The sequence below is a fragment of the Glycomyces sp. NPDC021274 genome (assembly GCF_040641195.1).
Taxonomy (GTDB): Bacteria; Actinomycetota; Actinomycetes; order Mycobacteriales; family Micromonosporaceae; genus Glycomyces.
The window spans coordinates 274,873-295,116 of sequence record NZ_JBFADC010000003.1; the positions used below are offsets into that span (position 1 = coordinate 274,873).

A 20,244-nucleotide genomic window follows, 5' to 3' on the forward strand; every position below is an offset into this window, starting at 1 on the left:
CGCCGCTCACCTGTTCGGGCTTCGCCCGAAATGCTCCCTCAGGAGGGCTGCGGATTCGGCTTCGAGGACGCCGCCGTAGACGTCGGGGTTGTGGTTGAGGCGCGGGTCGCGCACGACGTCCCAGAGGGAGCCGACCGCGCCCGTCTTCGGTTCCCAGGCGCCGAACACGATTTCACCCACTCGGGCGAGCACCGCCGCGCCCGCGCACATCGTGCACGGCTCCAAGGTGACCACGAGGGTGCAGCCCTCGAGCCGCCACCCGTCCCCATGGCCGATTGCCGCCGCGCGCAGCGCCAGCACCTCGGCGTGCGCGGTCGGGTCGCCCAGGGCCTCACGGGCATTGGCGGCCGCGGCGAGTTCGCTCCCGTCGGGGCCGATGACGACGGCCCCCACTGGCAGGTCCTGGCGGGGCGCCTCCGGGGTGTCGGGGTGCGCCGGGAGCGGAGTGTCGGCCGGGGGTGCCGGGACGCCCGGCCGGGGGTCGAGGTCCGCCGGAAGGCCCCCGGTGCGCGCGATGTCGAGGGCGCGGCGCATCCAGTGCTCGTGGACTTCGCGGCGGATCTGCATTGGGATCGGGCGCTAGGAGCCGATGGCGTCTTCCAGGGCCTCGGTAAAGCCGATGGTCTTGGCGACCTCGGCGACCACGTCGGTGGGCAGCATGCCCTCCTTGGCGCACAGGGCGAGCAGGGTCGAACCGGGCACGCCCAGGTCGCTCAGCACGTCCGCCTCGCCGACGGGCTCGGCGTCGAGCTCGGTCGGGCGGGCCGAGATCGACTCCTCGTCCTCAGTGTCGATCTCCTCGGTGCCCTCGGGCTCGAGGTCGCCCAAGAGGGCCTCGCCCAGGCGCGACTGCGACGCGTACTCGGCGTCAGAGCCGAAGGTGCGCAGGTCGTCCCCGTTGTCGAGGCGCATCACCGTCAGGTACTCGTCGTCGGCATCGACGAACAGCAGCGTCAGGTCGGCGTCAGGAAAAGCCTCACGCATGACCTCGGCAGCGTCCTCGACGTCGGCAACAGCGTCGAGGTCGACCTCGGAGGCCTCCCACTCGTCGCCCTCGCGGCCCACAGCCACAGCGAAATACGACACGATCCGTCCCCGTCTTCTCATTCAATGGAACCTGCGGCCCGATTGGGCAGCTGTTCGATACGACCTACTGAAGGATGTGGCGACCTGCGGTTGATGTAACCACAGGATCCAGTCGCCGGTCAGCAAAAGATACAGCTCGCATGAGAGCCCCGTGACGCCAGCGGCCGTCCCTGCGACCGCCGCTACGCCGACCGCGGCCCCGCGGTCACCGTAGCGCGCCAGCAGCGCGGCGGCGACCGCCCCGATCGTACTCGCGGCCAAAGTCACCCAGGCGAAGCCCGCCCCGGTGGGCAGGGCCTCTCCGGTGCTTCTGGCGTACGCCAAGAGCCACAGGAGCACCCACAGCCCGGACAGGACCGAGCCGGCCGCTACCGGGCCGACGCGGACTTGATGGGGCTCCCTCCAGCGGGGCCTGCCGGAGCGCGTCGGGGGCACTGTCGTGGACGGCTCAGCGGGGCCGTTCCAGGAGGTGGGCCCGATGGGTCCCTCATGCATACGAGACAGGGTACGCAGGCGGGGGCGCCACCGGTAGCGGCATCACCGGCTGCGCAGGCGCTTCGACGGCCCGCATCCGGCCGTCGGGGAACGTGATGTGGTACTGGCGGCCGTCCCAGAGCGCGGGGGGCAGGTACGGGTCGGCGCGGGCGTAGACGGCGCGGGCGGCGTTCATGCGGTGGACGGCGTACTCGATGCGCCGCTCGTCCCAGGGCCGGCCGATGGACGCCAGGTCGTACTGCTCGGCGAGATCGGACGCGGCCCTTTGGAAGTCCTTCATGGCCGTCTCACCGGGCTTCCCGAGCAGGCGGAAGGCCCAGGCGCGGGCGGCGGAGCGGCGCGAGAACGTGGCGAGGGACGCCAGCTCGGGCGGCGAGACCTGGCCGGCGGCCACCATGGGGGCGAGCACGGTCTGGGTGCGGCGGGCGTCGGCGGCGCGCAGCCACAGGGCCGCGCCGACCATGGTGAAGAACAGGGGCGCGAGGAACGCGGGATAGAGCGCGAACCACAGCGCGGGCATGTCGAGGTTGACGCCGAGCACGGAGGAGCCGTTCCACAGGGCGTGGAGCCCCATGCCGCACAGCAGCATCCCGATGATCCAGGTGGTCTGGAGGCCCTTGCGTCCGGGCTTGCGGGCGGCCTTGCCGAGGCCGATCGCGGAGAGGCCGGTCATGAGCGGGTGGGCGAACATGGTGGCGAGGCCGCGCACGGCCACGAGGAGGGTGACCTGCGCGATCCCGGCGGCGGCGTCGAGGTTCTCGGCGCCGTTCAAGTACGCGCCGGAGGCGTAGAGGACGTTCTCGGCGACGGCGAAACCGGCCCCGGCGAGTCCGCAGTAGACGATGGCGTCGAGGGTGCCGGTGAGGTGGCGGCGGGCGATCCAGTAGACCAGCAGCGGGCCGAGGAGCTTCGTGATCTCCTCGATCACGGGGGCGGAGAAGACGGCCGCGAGGTTCGGGTCGAGGTCGTTCCTGTCCAGGAGGATCGAGGTGCCGGTGTTGACGATCAGGGAGATCGCGGTGGCGACGCACGCGCCCCAGCCGAAGCAGAACGCGAGCACGAGCCACGGGCGGCGCCGGTAGCGGCCGAGCCACAGGAACGTGCCGACGAGGACCGGTGCGGGCAGGATCGCGGCGGCGAGGCCGACGGCGAACGCCTCGGCTCCGGCGCCTTCGACGATGGCCCAGGCGAGGACGGTCGCGCCGCCCGCGAAGAGCAGGGAGGTGCCGGCGATGAGGACGCCGGTGGCCTTGCGGGCCAGGCCGATCCAGGCGAGCGCTATGCCGCCGAGCGCGAGGATGGCGGCGGCGGCGAGGATCGCCTGCGCCGTGGTGGTGAGGTTCATCGCGGGGGCTCCTGGCCGGACTCCGGCCTGCCGAGGGTCTGGCCGCTGTCGGTGCCCGTCTCCTCGACGTCGCTCAGGCCCAGCTCGGGCCCGTCGGTCACGGGGGCGGGCTCGCGGATGACGAAGTGCTCGCCGATGCCGGAGACGGCGAGGAGGCGCTTGAGGAAGTCGCCGAGGTTCGCAAGGACGAGTACGGCCCTGGCGCGTGCGGCCGCGCGGGCGAGGACGACGAGCGTGCCCAGGCCGCGGGAGTCGCAGAAGGTCACGCCGCGCATGTCGAGGACGACCCGCACGGGGTCCTCCACGAGGGCGGCGTCCACGGCCGCGGAGAGCCGGGGCGCGGTGTGCAGGTCGATTTCGCCAGTCAGCACCACGATCGTCTCGTTCGCCTCGCGGTATACCGAGATGTCGAGCTTTTGGTGCGTCACGGGTCCAACCCTAGCCGGTTTACCCCGAAAGGAGGAGCCCGGCGCAGGATTCAACGCGAAACGTTGTCGCACTTGCGGTTCGAACACGCACCGGCGAGCGATGTCGTACCCACCGGTCAGGGTTGAACCGGGGGCCCAATCGGCGGTCGAACCTCTTCAGCATGCGCAGCGGCCGCGTTCGAACACGGTGGGAAACTGCGTTGTCACACCCGCATGTCAGGGTTTGAACCGGGGGCCCAATCGGCGGTCGGACCTCTTCAGCCTGCCGCCGCCCGAGCCCTAAGCCTGGCCCGGCTCCAGCAGCGCCAGGATCCGGTCGATCTCCGGGTCCGCGTCGCGGCCGTCCTGCCAGGCGGCGAGGGCGTCCCGCGCCTGGTCGAGGCGGCGCGTGAGGAGCCCTTCGCGCTCGCGCAGGTCCCTGGTGCGCTCCGAAGTCTGGCGCAGCGCCTGGCCCTGCGCCCACAGGTCGATGAAGACCTTCACCTTCGTGCGCAGCATCCACGGGTCGAACGGCTTCGTGATGTAGTCGACCGCGCCCACCGAGTACCCGCGCATCGCCAGATGCGCGTCCCGGTCGGCGGCGGTGAGGAAGATGATCGGCGTGTGCCGGGTCTTCTCGCGCTGCTTGATGTGCCGCGCCGTCTCGAACCCGTCCATGCCGGGCATCTGCGCGTCCAGCAGGATCGCCGCGTAATCCTCCGAGAGGAGCCGCTTGAGCGCCTCCTCGCCGGAGGTGACCGCGATCGTGTTCACCGGCAGCCCTTGGAGAATGGCTTCCAGCGCGAGGAGGTTCTCGGAACGGTCGTCAACGAGCAGGACGCGGGCGGTGCTCATGCGGTGCCTCCAACGGTCGGTCCGCCATTGTCGCGTTCGGACGCAGCACCGTCCCGCCCGGGGGCCGCTTCGTGTGCGCCGCCTCGCGCAGCGTGGCGTCCGTTCGCGCCCGGCCCGGTGACGATCCACTGCGACATGGTGTCGAGCAGCAGGTCGAGGTCCACCGGCTTCGTCAGGTACGCGCTCGCGCCGGCCTCGACGGACTTCTCGCGCTGCTCCGCGAGGGCCTGCGCGGTGAGGAACACGATCGGCAGGTCCGCGAACTGCGGCATGCGCCGGATGACGCGCGTGGTCTCATTCCCGTCCATGCCGGGCATCATCGAGTCCATGAGGACGATGTCGATGCCCGGGTGGTGCTGGAGCGCGTCGATGCCGTCCGCGCCGTTCTCGGCGTAGTGCACGTCGATGCCGTGCAGTTCGAGCGCGGCGGTGAGCGCGAAGACGTTCCGGATGTCGTCGTCGACGATGAGGACCGTGGCCCCTTCGAGATGCTGGGCCGCGGCCGAGGACGACGGCGTCTCCGGTGCGCCCGTCAGGATGCCCGGGGAGGGCTCGCGCACCGTGGGGATCTCGGCGTGGACCGGCGTGTAGTCGCCGTCGGTGTCGATCTCCACGGGCACGACGAACGTGAACTTCGAGCCGGCGTCGCCGGTGTGCTCGATGTACACGTCGCCGCCGAGCATGAGCGACAGGGACTTCGAGATCGAGAGCCCGAGCCCGGTGCCGCCGTACAGGCGCCGCGTGGTGCCGTCGCCCTGGTGGAACGGCTCGAAGATGATGCTCTTCTTGCCTTCGGCCACACCGATGCCGGTGTCGATGACGCTGAACGCGAGGCGTTCGCCCGCGGCGTTCAGGTGCGGGGCGTCGAAGCGCAGGTCCGCCGGGACCCGCCGCACCGCGAGCGTCACTGAGCCCTTGCGCGTGAACTTGACCGCGTTCGACAGGAGGTTGCGCAGCACCTGCTGGAACTTCTGGCCGTCGGTCTGCATCAGCTGCGGTACGCCGGTGCCGACGTCGACAGCGAACTCCAGGCCCTTGTCCTCGGCCTGCGGCCGGAACGCGGCCTCGATGTCGCCGAGGATCTCGGCGAGGTCGACCGGGTGCACCGAGACGTCCATGCGGCCGGCCTCGATCTTCGACAGGTCGAGGATGTCGTCGATGAGGGTGAGCAGGTCGGTGCCGGCGTTGTAGATGGTGCGGGCGAACTCGATCTGCCGCTCGGTGAGGTTCCCGTCCGTGTTCTCGGAGAGGAGGCGCGCGAGCAGCAGCAGCGAGTTCAGGGGCGTGCGCAGCTCGTGCGAGACGTTCGCGAGGAACTCCGACTTGTACTTGGAGGCCTGCGCGAGCTGCTCGGCCTTCTCCTCGATGTCCTTGCGGGCGGTCTCGACCTCTTCGTTCTTCAGCTCGATCGCCTTGTTCTGGGCGGAGAGCAGCTGCGCCTTCTCCTCGAGCTCGACGTTGGTCTCCTGCAGCCGGTTCGACTGGGCCCGCAGCTCCTGCGCCATGCGCTGGGACTCGCGCAGGAGCACCTCGGTGCGGGCGTTGCCCTCGATGGTGGCGAGGGTGACGCCGACGTTCGGGGCGAGCGCGTCGAGGAACCGCTTGTGCAGCCCGGAGTAGGTGTTGAACGAGGCGAACTCGATGACGCCGCGCACCTTGTCGCCGAACTGGACGGGCAGGATGATGAGGTCGGTCGGGGTGGCCTGGCCCAGCCCCGAGGAGATTTCGAGGTAGCCCTCGGGGATGTCGTGCAGGTGGATGGTGCGCTTGGACGCGGCGGCCTGGCCGACCATGCCCTCGTTGTCCTCGATGAGCTTCTTCTCGCCCGGGTTCGGGTGGCCGTAGACGGCGTTGAGCCGGTAGGTGACGTGCCCGGAGACGTCCTCGTGGCGGACGTAGAACGTGGAGGTCTGCGCGTCGATGAGCGGCGTGACCTCGTCGAGGACCATGCGGGTGACCTCTTCGACGCCGCGGCGGCCCTGGAGGAGCGAGGAGATGCGGGCGAGGTTCGAGTTGAGCCAGTCCGCGTCGGTGTTCTGGCGGGTCTTGTCGCGCAGCGCGGTGATCATCTGGTTGATCGACTCGGTGAGGTCGGCGATCTCGCCGGCGGCCTCGAAGTCGACGGACTGGGTGAGGTCGCCGCGGGCCACGGCGTGGGCGACGTTCGCTATGGCGCGCAGCTGCAGCGTCAGCGTCGCCGCGAGCGAGTTCACGTTGCGGGTGAGGGCGAGCCAGGTGCCGGAGACGCCGGCGACCTCCGCCTGGCCGCCGAGGTTGCCTTCGACGCCGACCTCGCGGGCGACGCGCGTGACCTCGGTGGCGAAGCTGGAGAGCTGCTCGACCATGGTGTTCACCGTGGTCTTGAGTTCGAGCATCTCGCCTTGGACGTCGACGGTGACCTTCTGCGTCAGGTCGCCGCGCGCGACGGCCGTGGTGACCGAGGCGATGTCGCGGACCTGGCTGGTGAGGCTGGAGGCCATCGAGTTGACGTTCTCGGTGAGGTCCTTCCAGGTGCCCGACACGCCCTGCACGTTGGCCTGCCCGCCGAGGACGCCGTCGGTGCCCACTTCGCGGGCGACGCGGGTGACCTCGTCCGCGAACTGCGAGAGCTGCGCGACCATCGTGTTCATGGTGGTCTTGAGCTCGAGCATCTCGCCTTGCGCGTCCACGGTGATCTGCCGGTTGAGGTCGCCTCGGGCGACCGCGGTGGCCACGGAGGAGATGTTCCGCACCTGCGCGGTCAGGTTGGACGCCATGGAGTTCACGTTGTCGGTGAGCGCCTCCCAGATGCCGGAGACGCCCTGGACGTTCGCCTGGCCGCCGAGGCGGCCGTCGGTGCCCACTTCGCGGGCCACACGTGTCACCTCGTCCGCGAACTGCGAGAGCTGCGCGACCATGGAGTTCATCGTCGACTTCAGCTCGAGCATCTCGCCGCGCGCGTCGACGGTGATCTGGCGGGAGAGGTCGCCGGTCGCGACCGCGGTGGCGACCGAGGAGATGTTGCGGACCTGGGCGGTCAGGTTGGACGCCATCAGGTTCACGTTCTCGGTGAGGTCCTTCCACGTGCCCGAGACGCCCTGGACGTTCGCCTGGCCGCCGAGGCGGCCTTCACTGCCGACCTCGCGGGCGACGCGCGTGACCTCGTCGGCGAAGCTGGAGAGCTGGTCCACCATGATGTTGACGGTGGTCTTCACCTCGAGGATCTCACCCTGCGCGTCGACGGCGATCTTCTGCGTCAGGTCGCCGCGGGCGACGGCGGCGGTCACCGTGGAGATCGAGCGGACCTGCTCGGTGAGGTTCGAGGCGAGCTGGTTCACGTTCTGCGTCAGGTCGCGCCACGTGCCCGACACGCCGAACACCTGCGCCTGGCCGCCCAGGCGGCCCTCGGTGCCGACCTCGCGGGCCACGCGCGTGACCTCGTCGGCGAAGCTCGAGAGCTGGTCCACCATCGTGTTGACCGTGGTCTTCACCTCGAGGATCTCGCCCTGCGCGGGCACCGCGATCTTCTGCGTCAGGTCGCCGCGCGCGACCGCGCTGGTGACCTTGGCGATGTCGCGCACCTGGTCGGTGAGGCTCGCGGCCATGTCGTTCACCGAGTCGGTGAGGTCCTTCCAGGTGCCCGAGACGCCGGGCACCGCCGCCTGGCCGCCGAGGCGGCCTTCCGTGCCGACCTCGCGGGCCACACGCGTGACCTCGCCCGCGAAGACCTGGAGGGTCGCGGTGAGGGAGTTGATGGTGTCGGCGAGTTCGGCGACCTCGCCGGAGGCCTTGACGGTGATGGTCTGGCCGAGGTCGCCGGCGGCGATGGCGCGGGTCACCGTGGAGATGGAGCGGACCTGCTCGGTGAGATTGGAGGCCATGGTGTTCACGGCGTCGGTGAGCGACCGCCAGGTGCCGGAGACGCCCTGGACGTCGGCCTGCCCGCCGAGCTGGCCTTCGGTCCCCACCTCCCGGGCCACGCGGGTGACCTCGCCCGCGAAGGAGCGCAGGAGCCCGACCATCTGGTTCACGGTCTCGCCGAGGCGGCGGAACTCGCCGCGGAGCTGCTTGCCCTCGATCTCGAGGACGGCCTCCTGCGTGAGGTCGCCGGCCGCGACGGCCTCGAGCACGCGGCCGAGCTCGATCGTGGGCCGCACGAGCTCTTCGACCAGGCGGTTGACGCTCGCGGCGCCCTCTGACCAGCCGCCGTCGAGGTGCTCGATCACGAGCCGGTGGTTCCAGGAGCCCTCCTGGCCGACGGCGCGGGCGATGAGCGCGAGGTCGCGGGTCTGCCGGTCGGCCTGCTCGACCACGGCGTTGAACCGGTCGACGACCTCCCCGGCGAGTCCCTCGCCGCGCGGGAGCCGCACCGAGAAGTCGCCCCGCTCGACGGCGCCCAGCGCGTCGGCCAGGCTTCGGAGCAGGTCCGACTCGTCGGTCGGGCTCGCTGTACGGGAAACGGTGTCCGTCATGGCGTGGTTCCTCAGCTGCGGAGACAGGCTTGGGTAGTACCAGGTTGTCACACGAACCGGGCAAACGTGAAGGCAGGTTACTGAGGGCATTGCGCTCGGTCACGTCCAGTTATCGGTAGAAAACTGAAAGAAAGTCGCAACCGCTCTCTCTTGTGGTGCGTGTGATTAATTGCAGCGCTCCCGCGGTGAGTCACGAGTCAGTGGAGACGCGAGAGCGCCGCACCCCAAACTCGAAGCATCAATAGGAGATACATGTCCTCCCTTAACAAGGCCGGTCTGCGCTTCGCCGCAGCCGGCGCCGCGGCGGCCCTCACGCTCGCGGTAGGCGCCCCCGCCTTCGCGCAGACGGAGAACCCCTCGCCGGAAGCCTCGGAGACCCCCGTCGCGGAGACCGAGACCCCGGTCACCGAGACCAGCGAGACCCCGGCTCCGGACACCTCCACTGAGGCGCCCGACGCGGAGAACCCCGGCGGCGACTCCGAGGTCGTCGACGAGAAGAACCCGGATCTCGAGGAAGTCCCCGAGAACGAGGTCCCCGAAGGCGAACTGCCCGAGGCCGGCGAAGAGGACGAGGAGGACTTCGGTTCTGCTTACTCGTACCTCTACATCGACGAGGTGCTCCAGGGAGCGGACGTCGGCGAGTCCGTCGAAGCGCACCCCGAGTTCTACATCGAGGCCGCGGCCGAGAACCCCGACGACGTGGCCGCCACGGTCCTCGTCTTCAACGACTCGATCTCGCTTGCGAGCATCGAGGACGAGTGGGAGCTCACCAACCACGCCTGGGCCTGGGCCCCGTACGACAACTGCACCGTCTGGGAGTGGGGCACGACCTGCGTCGTGACCGGCTTCGAGGGTGAAGGCGACACCACCTACGGCCTCGACGCCCCGCTGTACTTCGACATCATCGACGAGGTCGACGACAACGACATCGCCCCGTACTACGCGGTCGACGTCAACGCCGAAGAGCTCGAAGCGGTCCTCGAAGAGGGCTACTACGACCTCGAGACCGACAACCAGCTCGGCCTGACCGAGATGGAGCCCACCGAGGGCGACTGGTACTCCGGCTTCGGCGCGTTCTACTTCGAGGCCAGCGAGGGCATGCCGAACGTCCCCACGGCTCCCGCGCCGGGCGGTGGCGGCCAGCTGCCCACCACCGGTAACTCCTCGATCATCCTGATCAGCTCGGCGTCCGCCGCGCTGCTCGCGGGTGCCGTGGTGTTCTTCATGCTGCGCCGCCGCAAGGCCGCCGCGACCTGGGAGTAAACACACACTGATCCGGTGACGTACGAGAGCGCACGGATCGGCACTTGAGCGGCGGTCGCCCGGAAGGGCGGCCGCCGCTTCGCGTTCCCCCCTGCCGCGCAACGACACCGCGGCCCGCTCAGACGGCGGCTCCACGCGGCCCGCGGCACGGCGACGCGGTACCGCGGCCTGCGGGCCGACCGGCATAGACTGGGGCCCGTGACGTACCCCGAGAGGTTCGCCCGGCGGCTCCGGCTCCCGGCCGACGACCGCTCCCCCGCCGCCGCCCGCGCCGCCGTGCGCGCGGTCCTCACCGAGGCCGGGCTCACCGAGCTGCTCGACGAGACCCTGCTGCTCACGACCGAACTGGCGACCAACGGCGTCGTCCACGCCGGCACCGACATCAACCTCACGGTCGCGGCCGACCCGATCGGCGTGCGCGTCACCGTCACCGACTACCGCTCCGGCGGCATCGACCCGCTCGACACCGCGATGCCCGAGGTCACCGCCGAGGGCGGCCGCGGCCTGCTCCTCGTGGACCGGTTCGCGTCCTCCTGGGGCACCACGCACGACGCGACCGGCAAGTCGATCTGGTTCCGCATCGACCGCGACCCCGACGCCCGCCCGGCCACCCGGCCCGACCCGGACGCCGTCGCCGACACGCACCTGCCCGACCTGGCCCAGCTCGCCGCGCTCCTCACCGTCGCCCCCGCAATCCAGTCGCGGCTGCCGGTCGACCAGCTCGTCACCGAGCTCCTCGCCCGCTGCCACGACGCGACGTCCGCCGCGGGCGGCGCGATCGAGTACGACGCGGGCGACGGCGGCGGCGCGCAGATCCTCGCCAAGTTCGGCGACGTGGGTAGCGTCTCGGTCGCCGTCCCGCTTCCGCTCACCGCCCCCGCTTGCGGCAAGCTCATGCTCGCCGGCGAACCCGATCCGAGCTGGCGGCCCCTCGCCGAACTCGTCGCCGAGCGCATCGCGCTCGCCGTCCAGATCGACCGGATGCGCACCGACGAGCAGCGCCGCTCCGGCTGGCTCACTTACCTCGCCGAAGCCGGTGAACTCCTCGCGCACTCGCTCGAGGAGCACTTGACCGTGGCGCTCATCCCGCAGCTCGTCGTCCCGCAGCTCGGCCGCTGGGCCGCCGTGCACCTCACCGGCGACGGGGGCGACCTGCGGCTCGCGTCCCTCACGCACGCTGAGGAAGGCGAACTCGAGCACCTGCGCCGCAAACTCGACGGCGCCGCACCCGCGCTCGCCGCCGCGCTCGCCACTGACGGCTGGACCGGCATGGAGCTGCCGGTGCCGCGCGGCCTCGACGGCATCGCCGTGCCGCTCTCGGCGCGCGGCGCCACCATCGGAGTCCTCACCGTCGGCAAGCACGTCGAGCGCCAGCACTCCTCGGAGGAGCGCGCGGTCGTCGCCGACCTCGCCAAACGCAGCGCGCTGGCCCTGGACAACGCCCGCATCCACGCCGAGCGCCAGGCCGTCGCCAACGAGCTGCAGGCCGCGCTCATGCCGGGCTCACTACCCGACGTCGCCGGCGTCTCGTTCGCCGCCGAATACCTGCCCGCGACGGCCCGCCGCCTGCCCGGGTCCGGCCCGGGCCCGGTGTCGGGCACGGAGGTCGGCGGCGACTTCTACGACGCGACCGAGCTCGCCGACCACCGCCTGTGGGTGGCCATCGGCGACGTGTGCGGCAAGGGCGCGCAGGCCGCCGCCGTCACCGGTGTCGTGCGCGATGTCCTGCGGGTCATGGCCCGGGACGGCCGCCCGCTCCCGCGCGCCCTCGAACTGCTCAACGCCACACTGCTCGAGCAGCCGGGCGACATGCGCTACGCGACCATCGCCTCCGCGCTCCTCGAACGCGACCCGGACGGCTCGCTCAACGCGACGCTCTGCCTTTCGGGCCATGAGAAGCCGCTGCTGCTCCGCGCCGACGGCGAGACCTCCTGGGTCGGCCGCGAAGGCACCGCCGTCGGGCTCTTCCCGGACGTCAAGGTCAACCCCGTCGAGATCCGCCTCGAGCACGGCGACGCCCTCGTGTTCTTCACCGACGGCGTCACCGAGCGCCGCGACGGTGCCGCGATGTACGGCCACGAGCGCATCGAACGGGCCGTGCGCGACGCGGCGGGCAAGGGCGCCAAGCAGGTCGCCACCGCCCTGCTCGAATCGGTCGAGGCGTTCTCCCCCGAGTCGCCGCGCGACGACATCGCGATCCTCGTGGTCCGCTGCGACCCGAGCTGAACGGCCCGGGCTGACACTCGCGAGCGTCACCGTAAGCCCAAGCAGGACAAAGGAAAAGGCCCCGCGAGTGCACTCGCGGGGCCTTTCGACGTCGCTTGCTAGTGCAGGAGCGTGCCCGCACCGTAGTAGCTGTTGCCGTGGTGGAGGTCGACGACCTTCACGACGGTGGTCGAGTTCGGGGCGTGCACGACCAGGCCGTTGCCGATGTACATGCCCACGTGCGCGAGGCCGTTGTAGAACACGAAGTCGCCCGGCTGCAGCTCGTCTTCGCTGATGTGCGCGACCATGCCCCACTGGGCGGCGGCGTTGTGCGGCAGGTTGATCCCGATCTCGGCGTAGGCGCCGAGCATGAGGCCCGAGCAGTCCCACGAGTTCGGCCCGGCGGAGCCCCACACGTACGGCTCGTCGCGCTGCGCGAGCGCGAACTGGACGACGTCGTACTGGTCGCCCTCCATGTGGGGCAGGTTCATCTCGTTGAAGCCGCTGATCTCCTCGCCCGCCGCGGTCTTCCAGTCCTCTTCGAGGTCGGACATCTGCTCGGTGAGCGCGTCAGCGGCCTTCTGCAGCTCCGCCTGCTCGGTCTCCAGGTCGGCCTGGAGGTCGGTGAGGAGCTCGGACTGGGTCGAGTACTCCTCGGTGGCGGCCTGCAGGTCGTCCATGAGGTCGAAGTTGTAGAGGTTCGCCGAGTTCAGCCGGTCGAGGCGCTCGACGAACGCGTCAGGGGTGCCCGATTCGAGCAGCAGCGCCGTGTCCCCGACCCCTTGGTCCACATAGGTCTCGCCGATGAAGTCGGCGAGCTGGTCGCGCAGTACGTCCAGGTCGGCTTCGGCCGCCTGGAGGTTGGCCTCGGTCTCATCGATGAGCTCGCGGTTCTCGTCCACTTGGGAGGCGAGCTGGTTGTACTCCTCGACGGCCGCCGCGAGGTCGCCGTCGAGGGCGTCGATCTCCTCATTGATGTCGTCGGGCGAGTCCTGCGCCCAGGCCGGACCGGAGCCGACGGCGACGAGAAGGCCGCCGACCATGGCGGCTGACATCCACTTGCGTCGAACAGGCGACTGCTTCACGAGGAGGGTGCTCCTTCGGATGGGGAAGACGGGGTGCACTCAAGACACGCACGGGGCCGCCCGTGGGATGCGCTGGGACGCTGCCGGGAAGCCGAACATGAGCCTAGCGCGCGCGTTTCCGCGCGGGTAGACCCCGGGAGTGACAAATTCGCAGCGTAACGAGCATTCCACCGATGGTGTGTCGCTCCTGTGAGTTGACTGGGAATTGGTACCATTCCCCGCATGACCTTCCCGATGTGTCGCTGTCGCCGCTGTCACCAGCGCTGAGCGCTCTGTGCCGCTCGGCGCTTCTCCGCCGACAACCGTTCCGACACATCGAAAGCCGATACCTCCAGATGAGCTCCAGCCTGCTGCTGCCGTCCGCTTCCCTCACCACTGAGCGCCTCGAGGCGCTCGCCGCGTTCTACGCGGCCAACCTCACTCTGCACCCGCGCTTCACGAAGGGCAGCCGCTGGGCCCGCCGCGTGCTCGCAGGCCCCGGCCACGAGGCCTGGCTCCTCGCCTGGCTGCCCGGGCAGGGCACCGACCTGCACGACCACGGCGGCGCGGGTCGGCCCTCCGCCGCGGCGGTCGCGGTGGTCTCCGGCGAACTGACCGAGTTCATCGTGCAGCCGGGCGATTTCCCCGGCCTGCGACGCCGGCGGCTCGCGGCGGGGGACGTCTCGGTGGTCGACGACCGCACGGTCCACGGGATGCGGAACCGCTCCGAGGCCCCGGCGGTGAGCCTGCACGTGTACTCGCCCGGGCTCGAGGCGATGCGGACCTACCTGCTCGATGAGACCGGGCTGGCCCCGTCGAAGATCCTGCGCGCGGGCGAGGACTGGTAACGGCCCGAACGTGAGCGGAGGGTCTACCGCAATTCGGACACCGTTGGGCCCCCCGTGTCAACCCTGACAGGCGGGTACGACAGCGCGCGGTGTCGACGTATCGCTTACGGCCGCAAGGTGATCGAACGTGAAAGGTGAGCGGAGCGTCCGGGGCGAATCGGACATTGGTGGGCCCCCGGTATCAACCCTGCACCAGGGGTGCGACATTCGCGCCGGGTCAGGGGCGCTTCGCGGGCGTTTCGGCCGCGGTCAGGGTCGCGCCCACTGCGAGCGGGAGGGCCCTGGCCACGTCGGAGGCGGTCACCGTGCGGTGGCCCGCGCCGGCGATGCCGCCCGCGAGGCCGTGGAGGTACGCCGCTGCGACCGCCGCTTTCGCGCCCGGCATGCCCGAGGCGAGCAGTGAGGCCATGAAGCCCGCGAGCACGTCCCCCGAACCGGCGGTGGCCAGCTGCGGGCGGCCGGTGGGGTTCGCCCACACCTCGCCGTCGCTCGAGGCGACCACCGTGTGATGCCCCTTGAGCAGCACCGTGCAGTTCAACCGCTTCGCCAGCGCCGCCGCGGCGGCACCGCGGTCTTCGGCGGGCGGGGAGCCGTAGAGCCGCTCGTATTCGCGGTCGTGGGGCGTGAGCACCACGGGCGCTTCACGCTGGGAGAGGACCGACGGGTACTCCCCGATGAGTGTCAGCGCATCGGCGTCGAGCACGACGGGTGCGGGCGACTCGAGCACGTGCCGCAGTTCGGCGAGTGCCGCTTCGTCGGTGCCGAAGCCGGGCCCGGCGAGCCAGGCCTGGACGCGCCCGGCCTCTTTCACCTCGTGCGTGCACACCACTTCCGGGTGGCGGCGGCGCACGTATTCGGCGGCGGTGCCGGCGTACCGGACGTACCCCGAGGGCCCGGCGAGCGCGCCGGAGGTGGCGAGCACGGCGGCGCCGGGGTAGCGCTCGGAGCCGGCGGCGACGCCGACGACGCCGCGGGTGAACTTGTCGTCTTCGGGGCCGGGTTCGTGCCACCAGGCGGAGAGGTCGCCGTCGTCGGCGACGCGCACGGCCGGGTGCGGGTCGAGGTAGGGGCCGAGTCCGATGTCCACCAGGACGAGTCGGCCGACGAGGAGCGCGGCGCGGCCGAGCACGTGGCAGGGTTTGCGCGAGCCGAAGGCGACGGTGACGTCGGCGGTGACGGCGCTGCCGGGGACGGCGCCGGTGTCGACGTCCACTCCGGAGGGGACGTCGACGGCGACGATGGTGTCGGCGTCGATGGCGGCGAGCTGGTCGATGGCGCGGCCGGGGAGGCCGGGGCGGCCGCCGATGCCGAGGACGCCGTCGAGCAGGAGGTCGCAGTGGCGGGGCGGGGTGGCGACGAGTCGTCCGCCGGCTCTGGTGAGTGCGGCGGCGGCGACGGGGTGGACGCGTTCGCCCATGACGGGGACGGCGAAGACGCGGGCGCCGCGGCGGGCGAGGCGGGCGGCGGCGAAGAGTGCGTCGCCGCCGTTGTCGCCGGGGCCGGCGAGGACGATGACGGTGGCGCCGTAGACGCCTGCGGTGCCGCGTTTGCGGCGTTGGCTTCGGAGGATGCTCGCGCATTCGGTGGCGAGTCCCGCTGCGGCGCGCTGCATGAGGGTGCCCGGCGGGAGCTGGGCCATCAGCTGCGATTCGGCGCGGCGTACTGCCGCTGCTGACCAGGCACCGTCCATGGTGTTCCCTCTCAGGCCTGTTCGGCCGTCATGCCGTTTCGGCGATCACCACCGCTGTAGCGATACCGCCATCATGCGACAGCGACACGTGCCAGCGTGAGACGCCACGCTGTTCGGCCGCTGCAGCCACCGTTCCGGTGATGGTCAATGTGGGGCGGCCGTCGGGGAGGGAGAGCACTTGGCAGTCGGCCCAATGCATGCCGCCGGGGGCGCCGAGTGCTTTTGCCACGGCTTCTTTGGCGGCGAAGCGGGCGGCGAGGGATTCGGTGCGGCGGGGGTGGCCGTCGGGGGTGCGGCGCTCGGCTTCGGTGAAGAGCTTTTCGGCGACGTGCGGGGTCCGTTCGAGCACGCGCTCGAATCGGTCCACTGCCACTACGTCTATGCCCACGGCGACGATCACCCCCCAAGAGTGCCACGGGATCGGGCGTACCGCCTTCTTTCGGGACGGTTCACCGCCCCGGGTGACGTCTTGCCCGTTCCCGCTTGGGGTTCCGGCGGGCCGCGGCGGGGTTCAGCGGTTCGCGGGGTCGTGGCCGATGGCGGGGAGGATCGCCTGGTCCACGATGGCCTCGAGGTAGTCGTCGCCGGGGTCGGCGCCGAGGTCCATCATGCGTTTGGTGACGAGGGCTTCGCCGAGGTCGAGGACGACGGGGGTGAGGCGGGCGGGGTCGATCTGGCCGTGTTCGGCGTAGTGGCGCAGGACGGTCTGGGTGAAGGTGCCGCCGCGGGCGGCGAAGACGCGTTCGTAGAGGGCGGCGACGTGGTCGGCGTCGCGGCGGGGGTTGGCGACGATGGCCATGACGGCGCGTCCGGCGGGGCTGAAGGCCCAGTCGCACATGAGGCGGAGGGCGGCGACGAGGTCGCCGCGGAGGTCGTCGGCGCCGGGGTGGGGCTGTTCGACGGGGTGGAGATCGGCGAGGGCGTCGAGGAGGAGGTCGTTCGGGTCGGACCAGCGGCGGTAGAGGGTGGAGCGGGGGGTGGCGGCGCGTTTGGCTATGGCGTCCATGGTGAGTCGGCCAGGTCCGGCGTCGGCGGCTTCTTCGACGGCGGCGGCGTAGATGGCGTCGAGGAGCGCTTTGCCGCGCCTGCGCGTCTGTCCTTCGGCCATGGGCCGCCCCCGCTCGTTAGCTACAGTCATGTATCTTATTGTTTTAGATACAGCCGTGTACCTAAAACTTGGAGGCGAGATGACCCTCTCCCCGCCCGCCATTATGAGCACGCCACTGCGCGAGCGCTCGCTCGCACCCGATCTGGCCAGGGGCCTCATGCTCCTGCTCATCGCCCTCGCGCACGCCCACATGTTCCTCGCCCACGAGACCACCGGCTGGCGCGGGTACGCCGTCGACGGCACCGCCCTCGACCGCGCCGTGGCCGGACTCCAGGTCCTGCTCGTCGACGCCCGGGCGCTGCCGATGTTCGCCGCGCTCTTCGGCTACGGCCTCGCCCGCCTCGCCGACCGCCGCCTGCGCGCCGGAGTCCAAGCGCCCCAAGTGAAGCGGCTGGTCCGCCGCCGCAGCGCCTGGCTCCTCGCGTTCGGCTTCGCGCACGCGCTCCTGCTCTTCTTCGGCGACATCCTCGCCGCGTACGGCCTCATCGGCCTCGTCTTCGCCGGCCTGCTGTGGAGCCGCGACCACGTCCTGATCCGCACCGCGTGGATCGCCGCCGCCGCGCACGTCCTCGTCGTGGCGGCCCTCGGCGCCTCCGCCGAAGCGGCGGGCCACGTCAACTCGATGCCCACCATCGTCGAGGACCCGCTGGAGGCCGCGCTCTCGCGGATCATGGTGTGGAGCGCCCTCACCTCCTCGTTCTACATCGTCAGCGTCCTGCCCGCGTTCGCGTTCGGGATCTGGGCGGCCCGCCGCCGCATCCTCGACGAGCCCTCCGCGCACCTGCCGCTGCTGCGCCGCGTCGCCTTGTGGGGCATCGGGATCGGTGTGGCCGGAGGCCTGCCGCTCATGCTCGCCGACACCCAGCTGTGGCACCCCGGCGCGGGCGCGGGCATCGCCCTGTACGCCCTCCACTCCGTCACCGGCCTCACCGCCGGGCTCGGCTACGCGGCGCTCATCGCCCTGGTCGCCGCCCGCCCGGGGCGCGGCCCAGGAGCGGTCGCGAACGCCCTCGCCGCGTGCGGCCAGCGCTCGCTCACCTGCTACCTGCTCCAGTCGGTCGCGTTCGTCGCCCTGTTCACGCCGATGTTCGGCGGCCTCGGTGCGAGCCTCGGGGACGCCGCGGCCTCAGGGGTCGCGGTGCTCATCTGGGCCGCGACGGTGGCGCTGGCGGCGTGGATGGCGAAGGCGGGCCTGCGCGGCCCGTTCGAGGTGCTGCTGCGCCGGCTCACCTACGGCCGCAAATGACTCCGGCCGTCGCGGTTACCCGACTCAGCGTCGGTTCTCCAGATCGACGACCCCGCGCTCCATCGACGCGATGGCCCGCTGCAGCATTCGGCGCACTCGCCAGCGCTGCCACCGCGTCCGTTGCGGCTCTTCCTCTGCGACCCGCGCGATCGCGAGATGCATCCGCTCTGTCGCGGCAAGGACTTCCGTGGTGGCCGCGATCAGGGTGTTGATCGCCTTGACCAGTTCCGCTTCGACGGCGCCGGCGTCGTCGCGCAGGGGCTCCATCCTGCGATAGATCTCGTCGGCACTGGCCGCGGCCCGTCGCTCCAGTTCGCCTGCTCTGCGGACCAGCGCTTCGACGAAGGCGCGGTGGTGCTCCGGGTCGGCGAGACGCGGTCGTCCGTTCATGGCGTCCTGTCTAGCCGACGTCGCCGGGGACCGGTCCCGAGCAGGGCGCACTACGGTGACGCGATCCTCGAAGACCGAGGGCCCGGACGCATCCGCGTCCGGGCCCTCGTCGTGTCGTCGAACTAGCAGATCGCCGGTTCGTACCAGGTGCACTCGAGGCTCACCGGCATCTCGCCCTCGGCCGGGATCTCCTCGGCCTCGGCTTCGAGTTCGGCGAAGTCGGGCGTGTCGATCTCGGAGGAGAACGTGCTGATCTCGGCCTCGGTGGTCTCGGCGCTGTGCGAGGCGACGGCCACCGCGATCTTGTCCTCGATGTCCTTGACCGTGGACCACAGGAAGTCGTTGATGACGACGCTGAAGACGAGCTCGCGGCCGTCGGCGTCGGTCACGTACCCGGACAGGGCCGAGACGCTGGTCAGCGACCCGGTCTTGGCGTGCACATTGGATGCGGCAGGCGTGCCGCACATGCGGCTCGCGAGCGTGCCGTCCTCGCAGGCGACCGGCAGGGCCCCGTACCAGGTCGAGAACCACGGGGCGGTCTTGGCGCCGACGAGGAGGTCGGTGAGGGTGCTCGCCATGACCAGGTCGTGCCGGGAGATGCCGGCGCCGTCGGCGAGGCGGATCGGGCCGTTGTCGACGCCGTACTTCGTGAGGGCGGCGTAGACGGCGGCCTTGCCGGACGCGGCGGTGCCCAGGCCCGTGGCGTGGTAGCCGAGGGTCTTGAACAGCGCTTCTGTCATGGAGGCGTTGGAGGGCTTGAGGATGTCGGCGGTCAGCTCCGACAGGGGCGCCGAGGTGTGGGTGGCGAGCGTCTCGCCGCCCTGCGGGGTCGTCTCGCCGAAACGGAGTTCCCCGGTCAGGTCGATGCCCGCCTCCTCGAGGGAGTCGGCGAAGACGTCGGCGGCCAGGCGGGTCGGGTCGATGACCGCGCGGGTCGCGAAGGTCCCGTTCGTGCCGGCCTTGACCGTGCCGCTGATGTAGACGGTGTTCTCGTTGCGGGCGCGGTTGACGCTGATGTTCGTGGAGGTCCCGGTGGTCGCGGTGTTCACGATCTCGACGTAGTCGGTCTTGGGGATCGTGGTGATCACCGCGGGGTCGCCCGCGGCGGCGCCGGGCTTGACCTCGAACCGCACCGAGCCGGCGTTGTAGTCGGTCCCGGAGGCGACGGTGAGCGCCGAGATCTCGGAGCCGTACGTGAACTGCAGGTCCTCCCACGGCCACGCGACGCCGGACCGGACCGCGTCGAACGCGGTGTCGTCGGCGACGAGGTCGCCGTCGATCGTGGAGATGTCGCGGGCGGCGAGGTCGGCGGCCAGCTGGTCGTAGTCGGCCTCCAGGAGCGTCGGGTCGCCGCTGCCGCGCACGTAGAGGTCGCCGGCGACGACGCCGTCGACGGGGCGGTCACCGCTGACCTCGGTGACGTAGGTGAAGTCCTCGCCGAGGGCTTCGAGGGCCGCGGCGGTGGTGAAGAGCTTCTCGTTGGAGCCGGGGTTGCCGCGCTTGTCGCCGTTGCGGTCGTAGAGGACCTCGCCGGTGTTCGCGTCGGCGACGACGACGCCGGCCTGGGAGTCGGTGAGGCGCTTGTCGTGGAGGATCGCGTCGATCGCGGCGGCGAGCGCGTCGCTGCCGGTCTCCTGCGCCTGGGCGACGACGGTGCCCGCGATGGTGATGGCGCCCGCGGCGGTGACCGCCACGGCGCTTGAGATAAGGGTGCGTTTTCTCACGACGCGAGTCTAAGCACGAAGAATGTCGGACTGCTAGACGTGTGTGGGTGAAGTTCCGTATATCGCA

General features: G+C 70.9%; 16 protein-coding genes. 4 read left to right on the forward strand and 12 right to left on the reverse strand.

The window, feature by feature from the left end; translation table 11 throughout:
- Positions 1-6: 6 nt before the first annotated feature.
- The 6 genes from AB0I03_RS08825 to AB0I03_RS08850 all read right to left on the reverse strand — a co-directional run bounded on the left by AB0I03_RS08825 (position 7) and on the right by AB0I03_RS08850 (position 8,639).
- Positions 7-567, reverse strand: a complete 561-nt coding sequence (locus AB0I03_RS08825) for a nucleoside deaminase (protein ID WP_360408794.1) — start codon at positions 565-567, stop codon at positions 7-9.
- 12 nt (positions 568-579) lie between these two features.
- Positions 580-1,086, reverse strand: a complete 507-nt coding sequence (locus tag AB0I03_RS08830; RefSeq protein WP_360408797.1) for a tRNA adenosine deaminase-associated protein — start codon at positions 1,084-1,086, stop codon at positions 580-582.
- A 487-nt stretch (positions 1,087-1,573) separates the two neighbouring features.
- Positions 1,574-2,926 (reverse strand): PrsW family intramembrane metalloprotease, encoded by a 1,353-nt coding sequence (locus AB0I03_RS08835; RefSeq protein ID WP_360408800.1) that lies wholly within the window; start codon positions 2,924-2,926, stop codon positions 1,574-1,576.
- Positions 2,923-3,354: an STAS domain-containing protein gene (locus AB0I03_RS08840; protein ID WP_360408803.1), complete on the reverse strand. Its 432-nt coding sequence runs from the start codon at positions 3,352-3,354 to the stop codon at positions 2,923-2,925. The genes AB0I03_RS08835 and AB0I03_RS08840 overlap by 4 nt, the downstream gene beginning before the upstream one ends.
- Before the next feature lie 279 nt (positions 3,355-3,633).
- Positions 3,634-4,188, reverse strand: coding sequence for a response regulator (locus tag AB0I03_RS08845; RefSeq protein ID WP_360408806.1), 555 nt, complete (start codon positions 4,186-4,188; stop codon positions 3,634-3,636).
- Positions 4,185-8,639: a HAMP domain-containing protein gene (locus AB0I03_RS08850; protein ID WP_360408809.1), complete on the reverse strand. Its 4,455-nt coding sequence runs from the start codon at positions 8,637-8,639 to the stop codon at positions 4,185-4,187. Before AB0I03_RS08850 ends, AB0I03_RS08845 begins: the two co-directional genes overlap by 4 nt.
- A 252-nt stretch (positions 8,640-8,891) precedes the next feature.
- On the opposite strand from AB0I03_RS08850, the gene AB0I03_RS08855 reads away from it, so the two are divergent.
- Entirely contained in the window at positions 8,892-9,902 is a 1,011-nt protein-coding gene (locus AB0I03_RS08855) for an LPXTG cell wall anchor domain-containing protein (RefSeq protein ID WP_360408812.1), read from the forward strand.
- A 198-nt stretch (positions 9,903-10,100) separates the two neighbouring features.
- The gene (locus tag AB0I03_RS08860) at positions 10,101-12,128 is read left to right on the forward strand and encodes a SpoIIE family protein phosphatase (RefSeq protein ID WP_360408815.1); all 2,028 of its coding nucleotides are present in this window, start codon (positions 10,101-10,103) and stop codon (positions 12,126-12,128) included.
- Positions 12,129-12,226: 98 nt separating this feature from the next.
- Here the strand turns inward: AB0I03_RS08860 and AB0I03_RS08865 are convergent, their stop codons facing one another.
- Positions 12,227-13,192, reverse strand: a complete 966-nt coding sequence (locus AB0I03_RS08865) for an NlpC/P60 family protein (RefSeq protein ID WP_360408818.1) — start codon at positions 13,190-13,192, stop codon at positions 12,227-12,229.
- A gap of 335 nt (positions 13,193-13,527) precedes the next feature.
- On the opposite strand from AB0I03_RS08865, the gene AB0I03_RS08870 reads away from it, so the two are divergent.
- Positions 13,528-14,019 (forward strand): cysteine dioxygenase family protein, encoded by a 492-nt coding sequence (locus AB0I03_RS08870; protein ID WP_360408821.1) that lies wholly within the window; start codon positions 13,528-13,530, stop codon positions 14,017-14,019.
- Between the two features lie 217 nt (positions 14,020-14,236).
- Here the strand turns inward: AB0I03_RS08870 and AB0I03_RS08875 are convergent, their stop codons facing one another.
- From AB0I03_RS08875 to AB0I03_RS08885, 3 genes are all read right to left on the reverse strand, one after another.
- The gene (locus AB0I03_RS08875; RefSeq protein ID WP_360408824.1) at positions 14,237-15,709 is read right to left on the reverse strand and encodes an NAD(P)H-hydrate dehydratase; all 1,473 of its coding nucleotides are present in this window, start codon (positions 15,707-15,709) and stop codon (positions 14,237-14,239) included.
- 28 nt (positions 15,710-15,737) lie between these two features.
- Positions 15,738-16,109, reverse strand: a complete 372-nt coding sequence (locus AB0I03_RS08880; protein ID WP_360408827.1) for a holo-ACP synthase — start codon at positions 16,107-16,109, stop codon at positions 15,738-15,740.
- 111 nt (positions 16,110-16,220) lie between these two features.
- Positions 16,221-16,847 (reverse strand): TetR/AcrR family transcriptional regulator C-terminal ligand-binding domain-containing protein, encoded by a 627-nt coding sequence (locus AB0I03_RS08885; RefSeq protein WP_360408830.1) that lies wholly within the window; start codon positions 16,845-16,847, stop codon positions 16,221-16,223.
- 49 nt (positions 16,848-16,896) lie between these two features.
- On the opposite strand from AB0I03_RS08885, the gene AB0I03_RS08890 reads away from it, so the two are divergent.
- Positions 16,897-18,063, forward strand: a complete 1,167-nt coding sequence (locus tag AB0I03_RS08890) for a DUF418 domain-containing protein (RefSeq protein WP_360408833.1) — start codon at positions 16,897-16,899, stop codon at positions 18,061-18,063.
- Positions 18,064-18,087: 24 nt separating this feature from the next.
- Here the strand turns inward: AB0I03_RS08890 and AB0I03_RS08895 are convergent, their stop codons facing one another.
- Both AB0I03_RS08895 and dacB read right to left on the reverse strand, forming a co-directional pair.
- On the reverse strand, positions 18,088-18,453 hold the full coding sequence (locus AB0I03_RS08895; protein WP_360408836.1) for a hypothetical protein: 366 nt from the start codon (positions 18,451-18,453) through the stop codon (positions 18,088-18,090).
- Positions 18,454-18,575: 122 nt separating this feature from the next.
- Positions 18,576-20,177, reverse strand: a complete 1,602-nt coding sequence (gene dacB / locus AB0I03_RS08900; protein WP_360408839.1) for a D-alanyl-D-alanine carboxypeptidase/D-alanyl-D-alanine-endopeptidase — start codon at positions 20,175-20,177, stop codon at positions 18,576-18,578.
- Positions 20,178-20,244 lie beyond the last annotated feature (67 nt).